Origin of the sequence: Akkermansia muciniphila (assembly GCF_030848305.1) — a bacterium.
Lineage (GTDB): Bacteria > Verrucomicrobiota > Verrucomicrobiia > Verrucomicrobiales > Akkermansiaceae > Akkermansia > Akkermansia muciniphila_A.
The window spans coordinates 2252236-2264447 of sequence record NZ_CP114598.1 but is presented as its reverse complement, the minus strand read 5'-3'; the positions used below and the strand labels follow the sequence as shown (position 1 = coordinate 2264447).

General features: G+C 55.1%; 12 protein-coding genes. 3 read left to right on the top strand and 9 right to left on the bottom strand.

Translation table 11 applies throughout. The annotated features are described in order from the left end of the window. Positions 1-212: 212 nt before the first annotated feature. From O4G22_RS09900 to O4G22_RS09885, 4 genes are all read right to left on the bottom strand, one after another. The gene (locus tag O4G22_RS09900) at positions 213-1373 is read right to left on the bottom strand and encodes an iron-containing alcohol dehydrogenase (protein ID WP_306713880.1); all 1161 of its coding nucleotides are present in this window, start codon (positions 1371-1373) and stop codon (positions 213-215) included. 101 nt (positions 1374-1474) lie between these two features. After that, entirely contained in the window at positions 1475-2755 is a 1281-nt protein-coding gene (locus O4G22_RS09895; protein WP_306701676.1) for a hypothetical protein, read from the bottom strand. Between the two features lie 476 nt (positions 2756-3231). Further along, entirely contained in the window at positions 3232-4119 is an 888-nt protein-coding gene (locus O4G22_RS09890) for a tyrosine recombinase (protein ID WP_306701675.1), read from the bottom strand. Positions 4120-4144: 25 nt separating this feature from the next. Then, positions 4145-5239, bottom strand: a complete 1095-nt coding sequence (locus O4G22_RS09885) for a DNA adenine methylase (RefSeq protein ID WP_094137055.1) — start codon at positions 5237-5239, stop codon at positions 4145-4147. A 213-nt stretch (positions 5240-5452) separates the two neighbouring features. Between O4G22_RS09885 and O4G22_RS09880 the strand changes: the two genes are divergently transcribed. Beyond that, positions 5453-6043, top strand: coding sequence for a hypothetical protein (locus O4G22_RS09880; RefSeq protein WP_290488679.1), 591 nt, complete (start codon positions 5453-5455; stop codon positions 6041-6043). 108 nt (positions 6044-6151) lie between these two features. Here O4G22_RS09880 and O4G22_RS09875 read toward each other — a convergent pair whose 3' ends face one another. Together O4G22_RS09875 and O4G22_RS09870 are read right to left on the bottom strand one after the other, a co-directional pair. Next, positions 6152-7159, bottom strand: coding sequence for a GGGtGRT protein (locus O4G22_RS09875; protein ID WP_094137057.1), 1008 nt, complete (start codon positions 7157-7159; stop codon positions 6152-6154). 45 nt (positions 7160-7204) lie between these two features. Next, the gene (locus O4G22_RS09870; protein ID WP_094137058.1) at positions 7205-7897 is read right to left on the bottom strand and encodes an iron-sulfur cluster assembly scaffold protein; all 693 of its coding nucleotides are present in this window, start codon (positions 7895-7897) and stop codon (positions 7205-7207) included. A gap of 154 nt (positions 7898-8051) precedes the next feature. On the opposite strand from O4G22_RS09870, the gene O4G22_RS09865 reads away from it, so the two are divergent. Both O4G22_RS09865 and O4G22_RS09860 read left to right on the top strand, forming a co-directional pair. Then, complete coding sequence (locus O4G22_RS09865; RefSeq protein WP_306701674.1) at positions 8052-8909, top strand: metallophosphoesterase; 858 nt, start codon at positions 8052-8054, stop codon at positions 8907-8909. Positions 8910-9002: 93 nt separating this feature from the next. Next, positions 9003-9482 (top strand): hypothetical protein, encoded by a 480-nt coding sequence (locus O4G22_RS09860; RefSeq protein WP_306701673.1) that lies wholly within the window; start codon positions 9003-9005, stop codon positions 9480-9482. A gap of 266 nt (positions 9483-9748) precedes the next feature. Here O4G22_RS09860 and O4G22_RS09855 read toward each other — a convergent pair whose 3' ends face one another. The 3 genes from O4G22_RS09855 to O4G22_RS09845 form a co-directional block, all read right to left on the bottom strand. Beyond that, positions 9749-10645, bottom strand: a complete 897-nt coding sequence (locus tag O4G22_RS09855) for a hypothetical protein (RefSeq protein ID WP_094137061.1) — start codon at positions 10643-10645, stop codon at positions 9749-9751. Positions 10646-10678: 33 nt separating this feature from the next. Continuing rightward, positions 10679-11764, bottom strand: a complete 1086-nt coding sequence (gene aroC, locus O4G22_RS09850) for a chorismate synthase (protein WP_297406357.1) — start codon at positions 11762-11764, stop codon at positions 10679-10681. Between the two features lie 130 nt (positions 11765-11894). After that, positions 11895-12164 (bottom strand): HU family DNA-binding protein, encoded by a 270-nt coding sequence (locus tag O4G22_RS09845; RefSeq protein ID WP_012420924.1) that lies wholly within the window; start codon positions 12162-12164, stop codon positions 11895-11897. Positions 12165-12212: the final 48 nt, after the last annotated feature.

Below are 12212 nucleotides of genomic sequence, written 5' to 3'. Positions count from 1 at the left end.
GCACATGTCCAGCCGCGCTGTGTTACAGGGGAACTGCTGAAATGGAAAATGGACAGCCAACCGAACCATGCTCCTTCTCTATAGGGAATGCCCCGGCATGACGGAAATGGCTGGCATTCCTGAACGCATCAGAACGACAACAATCTTTTGCCGGACGGGCTGCCATACAAGAAAGCTACCCGCCCGGCCTGCGTTTCCTCGACGGCTTGTTTCTAGGAATAGGATTTTTCCAGGATGCTGACCACGTCCGCCGGAGTCAATTTGCAACGGTCCAGCTCAAACAGGTTGCCCATGGTGGAAAAAGCCGTTTTAGCGTATTCGTCAAATAAATCCGGGGTAATGCCGAACTCGGACATCTTCAGCTTGTCCACGCCGCAGGCTTCCTTCAGTTTGTTCAAGCCGTTCAGGAAACCGTCCACCGAGGCTTCCTGCCCCATGGCCGCGGCAACTCTTGCGTAACGTTCCGGGCAGGAGGGCGCGTAGGCTTCATGGTAGGCCCAGGAAATCATGATTAACCCCGCGCCGTGGGGCAGGGAAGGATGGAAGGCGCTGAGGGCATGTTCAATGGAATGTTCCGACGTACAGCAGGAAATGGTTTCCACAAATCCGGAATAGGTATTGGCCAGAGCCACATAGGCGCGAGCCTCCAGGTCATCCCCGTTATTCACGGCGCGCGGAAGATATTTGGCAATGTATTCAATGGCCTGGAGCGCGAACATGTCCCCCATGGGGGAGGCGATTGTGGCCATATATCCCTCCACGGCATGGAACAGGGCGTCAAATCCCTGGTATGCCGTTAATTTGGGAGGTACGGAAAGCATCAACTCCGGATCGACGATAGACATGGTGGGGAAAGTACCCCTGAAGCCGAAACCGATTTTTTCCTGCGTGTCCTCCTTTGTAATGACGGTCCACGGATCCGCCTCCGTTCCGGTTCCCGCCGTAGTGGTGATGCAGACGATGGGAAGAGGTTTGTTGGGAATGGGAAGCCCCTTGCCGGAACCGCCCTGGATGTAATCCCAGTAGTTCCCGGGATTGGCTGCCATCACGGCGATGCTCTTGGCGGAATCCATGCTGCTGCCTCCGCCTAGGCCGATGACGAAATCACACCCCGTTTCCCTGGCCAGGGAGGCGGCTTCCATCACGTGCTCCACCACGGGGTTGGGCTGCACCTTGTCGAAAACGACGCTTTCCACTCCCTGGCTTTTCAAAAGAGCCTGCACGCGGTCCAGATATCCGAGGCGTTTGACGGACGTGCCGCCGATGACGATCAGGGCCTTGGCGCCGGGCAGGGGAGCGGAACCAAGATTGTCCAAAGAACCCGCGCCGAAGAAGATTTGCGCGGGCATGAAAAATTGAAATGGCTGATACATGCCCTTACTGTATAAAACGGCGGTTCCGGACGTCAAGGATGCTCTGTGCATTCCATGAACAGGGAAACCGCCGTTCGGGCAGCATCTTTGTCTGAAGAACGTTAAACGTCTTCAAAAAAATCGTCGCTCCGAGTTGGATCCGGTTTGGGCGGTGACGGCACATCCGTTCCAATGGCGCCGGGATCATCCATTTCACGACTGGTCGTGATCGTGGTGGAGGGCGTCTTCCTTTTGGGCGCGCGCACGGCAGGGCGCGGAGCAGGGGATGAAGCGGAACCGTCAGCCATGCTCCCTTCTTCCGGAGAATCAATCATGCTCTTCATGCTCTGAACCAGTTTATCCCGGAGGGTGCGGATACCCTGTTCCCGGCGCACGGGATCCACCGTCGTCCGGATGAGCGCCATCATATTCCGCGTAGCGTTTGCCTGGTCTCCCAAGTCGAAGCAATCAAGTTCGCAGCGCCAGCGCAGCCGATCCAGAACGGCGGCTCCCTGCTCGTCAAATTCGTCTTCGGACGCATTGGCGATGCGGCCCTGCATGCCGGACTTCTTGCCGGAGGAAATGGCGTGGCTGATTTTTCCCAGAGCCACTTCCATGGAAATTCTCTTGTTCCATGCCTGCCTGAGGGCAGGGAGGTTGCGGGTCTTCCGGTATCCGGTAAAGAACAGTTTGTCAAAAATCTCATCCCGGTTCTTCATGGAATCCGGGAAAGCCTTGGAAGACATGCTGCTGATGCCCAGGGCCTCACCCACTTCCGTATTAAGGACGGATTGTTCCGCAATACGGGCGCCGGCTCTTCCGGTTGCTCCATTGTTGTTTTTGGAAGAGGAAGGTTCGACAAAATCAGGGTCGGAGCAGGCGGACAGGTAGGCATTCAGCAAATCCATAGCCGGCTTCTGGAACTCCGTAACATCCAGGATTTCCTCCGCTGTTCCGCCGGAGGAATGGGAAGTGGCGTTCATTAAATTTTCCTTAAGGCGCGCCTTGAGGACGAGAACACCCCATTGATATTGAATCATTAATCCTTTACGGGCATTTTTATCCTGGTACTTCTTCGCTTCACGGTCCATCCAGTCCTTCATGGAATTGGAGGCGATTTTGGCGCTCTTTCCTTGGCTCCTGTCCTTTTCCTTTTCTGTTTCCATCAGAAATTTCTTGGACTGGATCAGCAGGTCATATGCGGCGCCGGGATCCCTGCCGGCGGAATTCAGTTTGCTGATAGCGGCATTGATCACTTTGGTTTCCGCAGACCTGTTCAGAGCGAGCAGATTATCCAAATCCTTGATTACCTTCTTCTTGGCATCGTTATCCATGTACTGAGCATAACAAAAGGAACCCAGGCTGAGGCCCCCGACCAGGCAAAGAGAAACGAAAGTATTCATGCTTTTTTTATTATGAAGGATGAAAGGTGATCTGGCAAGAGAGAAGCGGAGGGAAAGATTCGCCTCAGTAGAAAAAAGGATAGGCCGAAGTGGAACAAAAATGAGTAATGGATGAATGATTTCCATTCAGAACAGAACAGGCAGCGGGTCATTCGTTCCACGCCCGGATTTACGAGTAAAAAAAGTCCTCGGAATATGAATCTCTGGTAACATCCTTGATAAGCAGGGAATCTTATTTTCTGCCATCTTTTTTGGGATGCGTCAAACGGAGTTTCCGGAGACGGGATTCTTCTTTCACACATAAACGGAGCAAGTGGGACATATATTTCTCTCTGTATTTATACTTCGCATAATATATGTAATGCAAAATATAATGCCGGTAAAATAATTCTCCGGCCATTAATAGTTAAATGATTATGAGGTGATTGGAAGAATGCGAAAAAACGTGGCATGGAAATAAGGAAGAAATAGCGTTCCTATCCTCTGGGATGAAAACGGTGATGAATCGAATTCAGCCGCTGCTGCTCCAAATGCGTATAGATCTGGGTGGTGGAAATATCGGCATGACCCAGCATCTCCTGAATAATGCGCAGATCCGCTCCGTTTTCCAGAAGATGCGTGGCAAAGGAATGACGCAGGATGTGCGGGAAAACATGCTGTTCCAGTCCTGCGGCTCTGGCGCGTTCCCGGAGAATTTGGCGGACCCGCTCCCTCGTCAACGGACGGCCGCGTACCGTCAGGAAGATATGGTTTTTCGTTCCCGTCCTGACCAGTTTGGGTCTTCCTTTTTCCAAATACATTTGCAAAGCATCCAAGGCGGACCTCCCTATGGGCACCAGCCGGGTTTTATCCCCCTTCCCCAGCACGCGGACAAAAGCTTCATCTTTATCAAAACTCTCTAATTTGCAGTTGATTATTTCGCTAACACGCATCCCGCAAGCGTAGATCATTTCCAGGAGGGCCCTGTCTCTACACCCTAGAGGAATATCTTGAACATCAATGCTTTCAAGAAGATTTGAGACGGTTTTCTGATCCAGTACATGGGGAAGCGACAGCCCCTGCCGGGGCATTTCCAGAAATGCGGAAGGATCTTTTTCCAATATTCCCGTTCCGGCCAGCCACCGGAAAAAAATACGCAAATGCACCATTTCCACCCGCATGGAGCTGCGGGCCATCCCCCGGTCCTGCAAATGCCGCAGAAATGCCGAAAGCGTATCGATGCCCGCTTGGGCAAGACCAGTATCTTCCGTTTCCAGAAACCGGGCGAATTCCTCCAGCGTCTGCCTCACGGAAAGCTGGTAGGCGGTACTCAAGCCTTTCTCCGCGGCCAGAAAACGGATGAAGCGTTCCAAATGGGTCTGCATGGAGGCTTGCCTTTCCTGTCATCTGTTAGAACCGTTCCACCAGGAACAGGAATTCCGTCACGTTCTGAGGACGGTTTCTGAAATTCCGGCTGCCCCGGAATGCGGCGTACGGCGTTTCCAGCGTAACGGTACGGCCCAGTCGTCCGAGGAAACCGGTCATTTCCTCATAGTTAATAAACCCCTCAGAACTGTAGGAAAGTAAAATAAATTTGGACGGACAATCCTCCAACAGACGGAACAGGGCCTCCGGAGCATGCTGGCGGCTGTTGTACGTGGAGCGTTTCCAATCTGCGGGAATGCCGGAAACCCGGCTGGTTTCCTCCGGCTTTTCATAAGAAGACAGCAAATTCAGCATGAAATAATTGGACCCGTACGGATGCTGGTTATAGGGAGGGTCCAGATACACCACATCCATTTCCGGCAGCTCGGCAGCCAATTCATTGGCATCGCGGCAATGGATGGAATACCGGCAGTCAAACCGGGAAAACACGGGAAACGGCAGCGAAATGTCTCCCAGAATGCGGGAAAGGGCGTTGCCTCCCGTTCCCCCGAATTTGCCGATTCCGTTCCTGTCTTTGTAAAAGCCTTTGAATACGCCGGACGTGTTTGTGTGAATGGAAGCTTCCGCCAGAAGAGGCGCGATAAAATAGGGCCTGACTTCTGCCGGAAGCAAATTGATGGTCTGCCTCGCCGTATCCAGGTACACGGCGTTGCGGCGCGTATAAAAAACGCGGTCATCCGCCGTGATGCAGTCCGGATTTCTGGGGGCGTACAGTTCCGTGATGAAGCCAGGGGATTCATGCGTTTCCATATACCGCAGCAGGCGTCTGTAATGCCTGTCCAGCTCCAGATTCTCCACTTCCTCCGCATTGCTCAGGTAACAGGTATTGACGATCCGGCTGTATTCCTCCAGATCATTGACGATCAACTCTTCCGAATGCTGTTTCAGAAAACGCGCCACGATGCCGCTGCCGGAAAAAAGATCCCCTGCTTTCAGCCGTTCCTTACCCAGGCGTTTTTTCACCTGTTCCAATCCCGTTCCCAGGAAATGAAGCAGGGAACGCTTATTGCCCAGATACGTTACAATTTGTTCCGTCAGGAATCTGGGATCTTCCTCCATCTGCGGAGCTGGAAGGGATGATGGCGCGTTCCGGGTCATATAGCAGGTCTAAACCATCATACGGCACTCCCGCCTTTCCGTCAAGTTGTGCCGGGGTTCGGAATGGAGAACATTTCCTCTTCTCCGCAAGGGAAACGGGGTTCTGCCCTGCGCAAAACATGCCGGAAGAAAGGCCTTTCCAAAACGGAGAATCATGTTATCGTGCCAACAATCATGAAAAGACATCTTCTATCCTGTTCCCTGCTCTGCATGTTCCTGGCGGCAGCAACGGCCCTTGGCGATCCCGGAGACGCTTTTTACGAAGCCAACCTTTCCCTGATGCGCGCGGCACGGCAGGAGAAGGAGGGAGATTATAAGGCCGCCCTGGAAAGCGGCAAGAAAGCGGCTCAGTTGCTCCAGTCCCTGAAAGCATCCGAGCCTGAATGGAATCCGGAATGGGTGGACGGCAAACTGGATGCCGCCGCGCAGCTGCAGCGACGCGTGGAACCTCTGGCGCAAAAAGCCGGAACTCCCCAAAAGGCGGATTATTCTCTGAGACCGGGAGAACAAAGGGATTTCACCCTGCAACGCGCCTATAAGGCCCATGAACGGCAAAAAACGGTTGTCGGAACCGTTCCTGTTCTCCCGTCTTCCCACGGAACGCAACCGGAAAAAACGGTTGCTCCCGCTTCTTCTTCCCGTCCGGAAATCCGCTCCGTCAAGCCGGCAGCTTCCAGGCCGGAATCCATTTCCAGAAGATCCGTTCCTTCGCGCGGGCTTCCTCCCCGAACAGACCGGGCCAGCAGATTCCGTATCGGAAGCTGATGCGGAAACAAAAAGGCAGGAATAGGCCTATCTCCTTTTTTCAACTGCTAAAAGAGCCGCTTTCCCGGTTTGGGAAAGCGGCTCTGCGATTTTTGATCAGCTGCGCGCTCAGGCGTTCTGCTTGGCGGCTTCTTCAACAGCCACGGCCACCGCTACGGAAGCGCCGACCATCGGGTTGTTGCCCATGCCGATGAGGCCCATCATTTCCACATGGGCGGGCACGGAGGAAGAACCGGCGAACTGGGCGTCGGAGTGCATGCGGCCCATGGTGTCAGTCATGCCGTAGGAAGCGGGACCGGCAGCCATGTTGTCCGGGTGCAGGGTACGGCCCGTACCGCCGCCGGAAGCCACGGAGAAGTATTTTTTGCCCTTCTCATTGCATTCCTTCTTGTAGGTGCCGGCTACCGGGTGCTGGAAGCGGGTGGGGTTGGTGGAGTTCCCGGTAATGGAAACGTCCACGCCTTCATTCCACATGACAGCCACGCCTTCGCGCACATCATCGCAGCCATACACGCGCACGGCGGCCTTGGGGCCCTTGGAGAAAGCTTTCTCCTGGATGATGTTCAGCTTGCCCGTGGCGTAGTCGAACTTGGTTTGCACATATGTAAACCCGTTGATGCGGGAGATGATGTACGCGGCATCCTTGCCGAGGCCGTTCAGGCAGACGCGGAGATCCTGCTTGCGGACGCGGTTGGCGGACTTGGCAATGCCGATGGCGCCTTCAGCGGCGGCAAAGGATTCGTGCCCGGCCAGGAAACAGAAGCATTCCGTTTCATCGCGCAGGAGCATGGCGGCCAGGTTGCCGTGGCCCAGGCCCACCTTGCGTTCATCCGCAACGGAGCCGGGAATGCAGAAGGACTGAAGACCTTCTCCGATGGCTTCAGCGGCGTCGGCGGCTTTCGTGCAGCCCTTCTTAATGGCGATGGCGGCTCCCACCACATAGGCCCAGCCGGCGTTTTCAAACGCGATGGGCTGAATGCCGTTCACAATTTCACGGGGGTTGATTCCCTTGGAAAGGCAGAGTTGTTCCGCTTCTTCAATGGAGCTGATGCCGTATTTGGCCAGGGCTTCATTGATCTGCTTGATGCGGCGGTCGTAGGATTCGAAAAGAGGCATAATAGTAATAGTGCTTGAAGTTAAGATACTCTTTTTAATTCAATCTCATTCGTGACGAGGATCGATGTACTTGGCGGCCTCGTCGAAACGACCGTAGTTGCCCGTGCATTTGGCGACGGCTTCGTTGGCGTCCACGCCCTTCTTGATCATTTCCATCATCGGCCCCATGCGCACAAATTCGTAGCCGATGATTTCACCGTCTTCATCCAGGGCAAGCTTGGTAATGTAGCCTTCAGCCATTTCCAGATAACGGGGCCCCTTGGCGCGGGTGCCGTACAGAGTGCCGATCTGGGAGCGGAGCCCCTTGCCGAGGTCTTCAAGACCGGCGCCGATGGGAAGTCCTCCTTCAGAGAAGGCGCTCTGGGTGCGGCCGTACACGATCTGCAGGAACAGTTCGCGCATGGCGGTGTTGATGGCGTCGCACACGAGGTCCGTGTTCATTGCTTCCAGTAAGGTCTTGCCGGGCAGGATTTCCGCAGCCATAGCGGCGGAGTGGGTCATGCCGGAGCAACCGCTGGTTTCCACAAGTGCTTCTTCAATAATGCCGTTTTTGACATTCAGCGTCAGTTTGCAAGTGCCCTGCTGGGGAGCGCACCAGCCCACGCCGTGGGTCAGGCCGGAGATATCCGTGATTTCCCTGGATTGCGTCCAGTTGCCTTCCTGCGGGATAGGGGCCGGACCATGGTTGCAGCCTTTCTTGACGCAACACATTTGTTCGATTTCGTGTGTAAACTGCATGGTATTAGGATGTTAATATGAAGTAGAGCCGCAGTCGTCGGACAGCCTCTACCTTGAGCGGGACGGATCATACCAGCAAAATTCCCGATTAGCAAACACGAATGATTGAAAAGCGGGTAAAAGGCCTCATAATCAGTAAGGAGTCCTGCCCTGCATGAAGTCACGCCCACGCTGCCCCTTTCTCAACAAATTGGCGATCATCCTTGTCCCAGTATTGATGATCGGCTTCTCCTTATTCATGTGGGCATGGCAGGCGGAACCCAGTCGTGTGGAAACCATCACGACTGCGATGGAGATGCCTCAGTGGAAGGGAAAAGAAGGCCAGCCTCTCCGCATCGTGATTGCCGGAGATTTTCATCTGCGTCCAAACGGCGGGGATCTGGCCCGCAGGTACATGGAAACAATCATGGAAGCCCGGCCGGATATGATTTTCCTGCTGGGGGATTACGCCAACGGCCACACGCGGGAGAGCAGCATGGCCCCGGAAACGGCCCGGGAATATTTCAAGATGTTGAAAGCGCCTCTCGGCATTTTTGCCGTGCAGGGCAACCATGACCAGTATTACGGCTGGGACTTATGGCGCAACATGTTTGCCGGGCTGGGCATCCTGCCCATGTGGAATGATTCCCTGCTGCTGCACCTTCCCGGAGGTCGGGAGCTGCAGCTCTCCTCCGTCAGGGACGACTATCACCAGAGAATCAGGCAGGAGGAATTGCCACTGCGTTTTTCTCCGGATATTCCGCATATCCTTCTTTCACATGTACCCGATATTTTCCCCCTGCTGGCTCCCGGCGTGGCGGACGCCGTCATCAGCGCGCATACCCACGGAGGCCAGATATGCCTTCCCGGAGGCAGGCCCCTGGCAAACATCTCACGAGAGAAGGTCCAATTTTCCTATCCCTGGTCCCAGCTGAACGGAACCCCCTTCCTCATTACCCGCGGTCTGGGATGCAGCGTTCTTCCCCTGCGCTTTTGCTGCCCTCCGGAAATCATCGTGCTGGAAATTCAATAAGAAACAACTATCCGGATAACGCGCCGTCCCCTCATGCCCTTTATCTCTTATTCACATAATATTTACATATTGTTCACATCAATGTGCGCAGCCATGTTTCTGGAATCCTGCTCCACTCCGGCTGCGGCTCCGGTACCCGTGGCCGGCTGGTATGAAGGAACCCTCTATGAAGACAAGCCTTTCTACATCACTAAAAACGCCATCAGCTGGACCAGCGGAAGAAAAAAGGCGGATTTTGGCCGCTGGACGGCCGTCAGCGCATATGACTCATCCATACGCATTCAGGCGGAGGGCGGTCGTTTCTGCATTACTCCCGGCTATGGCTGGGACGGCGTTACGTGTAGTTCCACCCCTCCGGATATGCTCCTCCCTTCCCTGTTCCACGACGCCATGCTGCACGCCAAAATGAACGGAGCGCCCATTTCCAGAAGCCAGATTGACCTGGCTTTTTACGATATCATGACCAGCCAAAATGCCCGCTGCAAGGGACTGTACTACCGTTTTGCACGTCTTTTCGGCTGGTGCTTCACCTTTCCGCAGCATCCGAACACATTGATAATCAGAAAAAATTAGTGTAGATATCGGGAAAAATCCCGGAAAACCAGCTGCCCTGAAGGAAGAAAAATTCAACTGTCGTCCAGCTGTTTTGCGTTGACGGAGCAGTTAGTTTAATCAAGCTTCGTTATCAGACCAATCATCAGAACAGGCGCTTTTTCCTAGAAACAAGCCGGAACTCTCTTTTTCCGGTTCGGACACGGGAGGGAAGATAATTCCCTGTATTTTGGGTTAAAAGAGGATAAAAGGAACAAACTCATTCCTGCGGAACAGAAAATCCGCGCTTATTCCTCAATTGGCGTGGCTTCGGGAATGTATTCATTCCCGGCTGGGGCCGTCCGGCGAATTTCCGTGACGAAGCCCAGCACACGGTCCACATCCAGTTGGGACAGGACGGAGCGGACATCATGATCTTCCAGAAAGCGGGTCAGCTTGACATCGTTGTAAAGGCCCTGCATATCCCCCTTCTGCACCAGAAGGCGGATGGCGGGGTCTTCGCTCAGGCTTTTCAGGCTTAGCACGCGGCTGGTAATGCGGGAGCGGGGCATGTAGCAGTCCAGCTGAGCGCGCCGCTGGTCAGAAAGCTCCGGCTGGAGCGTCACCAGATAGGCGATCATTTTTGCCAGGGAAAGCCGTTCCGGATCGTGCTCCGGAGATATTTTTTCCAGCCAGCTCAGGCGGGGATTGTCCATGATGGACTTCTTGACGGAATAAATGGCAGGGAGGGAAATGGTGCGGTTGGGGTCCATGTGGTACAGGGCCAGTTCACGGGCGCGGGTCATTTCCGCCATGGAGCCGTAAAAGAAGATGCACATGACTCCCACCCAGCATACGACTGCCGCCATCAGTACCGTTGTGACGATTCCCTTGGCACCGCCGAAACCCATGCGCCTCCCCCAGGAAAAGACGTCGCTGAACCAGAAGAGACCGTGCATAAAGACAAAGAAGACCGCCGCCGCGCCTCCGACGGACAGCACGGTGACCATCCATTCCCGCGGATCGCTGGTGATGAAAGAGAGATAGGTGAAACCATATTTGGATAACCAGAAGTAAGCGGCTACGGAAGAGAGCACTGCCGCGCCGAACAGGAGCATCTTGATCATCCCCTTCAGCATGCCGAGCACAATGAAGCCCAGCAGCAATGCGCCCAGAACCAGGTAAAATGTGAGGGAGGAATCCATGAGTAACGGGAAAGAAGCCGTGAACCCGGTTTGTTACAGCGCCCGCTGGCAGCGTTGGCGCAGGTAGTGGTCGCACAGGCAAAGCCAGGCCATGGCTTCCACAATGGGCACGGCGCGCGGCAGCACGCAGGCGTCATGCCGTCCCCTGCCCTTGAGCCGGGCATCTTCCCCATCCCTGTTGACCGTTTGCTGGTCGATCATCAAGGTGGCCGTAGGCTTGAAGCCGATGCGCATCAGAATGTCCTCTCCGTTGGAGATGCCGCCCTGAATACCGCCGGAGTGGTTGGTGGCGGTACGCACCCGGCCGCCCTGCATGTAAAAAGGGTCATTATGTTCCAGGCCGGTCATGTCCGCCGCTTCAAAACCGGAACCCACGGCGAAAGCCTTGGTGGCGGGAATGCTCATCATGGCGTGGGCAAGCGTAGCGTCCAGCTTGTCAAAGACGGGATCCCCCAGGCCGGGAGGACAGCCGCGCACCATGCATTTGACCACGCCGCCCAAGGAATTGCCGGAATCACGGGCTTCCTTGATGGCGGCGATCATGGCTTCCGCCGCAGAGGGATCCGCCGTACGGACGATATTGCTTTCAATGGCTGAAGCCGTCACGGCTCCCCAGTCCACGGAAGCTCTCACATGGTGAACCTGGTCCACCCAGGCCAGAACCTCCATATCGGGAAAAGCCTGCTTCAAGACGGCTTTTGCCACGGCTCCGGCTGCGACGCGGCCGATAGTTTCCCGTGCGGAGGCCCGGCCGCCGCCCGCCCAGGCGCGAATACCGTATTTAGCGTCGTATGTATAATCCGCATGGGAGGGCCGGTACGTGCTGGCCATCTCGTCATAGGCGGAGGAGCGGTGGTCCTTGTTCCGGACACTGACGGCTATAGGCGTTCCCAGGGTTTTGCCGTCCAGCACTCCGGAAAGGATTTCCGCGCGGTCCTCTTCCTTGCGGGGGGTTACGATGTCGCTCTGCCCCGGCCTGCGCCGGTCCAGCTCCCGCTGAATGTCTTCTTCCGTCACCGGAACGAGAGACGGACAGCCGTCAATCACCACGCCTACCCCGGTTCCATGGGATTCACCCCAGGTAGAAATCTTGAACACCTGACCAAAGCTGCTGGACATGGCGGCATTCTAGACGGAGGCGTTCATCCGGTCAAGCCGCCGGCATCCGCAGCGGGACATAAAAAACACCCCGGTCCGCAAAGGACGGGGTGCTGAAAGAAAAGTGCTCCTTTAGAAAGCAATTGCCGTCTTAGTCCTTCAAGGCGGAAGAGGCCTTGAAAGCAACCGTCTTGGAGGCGGGGATATTGATCGTGTTGCCGGTCTTCGGGTTACGGCCGGTACGGGCCTCACGGGTCTTGGTAGCAAACGTACCAAAGCCGATGATCTGCACCTTGCCGGATTCTTTCACGCCTTCCTTAATGGATTCCAGCACAGCGGCCAGAGCTTCTTCAGCGTGCTTCTTGGTCGTATCGGCACCCAGCTTGCTTTGAATCAGTTCAATCAGTTGAGCCTTGTTCATAGGACTTCGGTGAATAGCATATGGAACTCTGACAGTAAAGAAAAAATG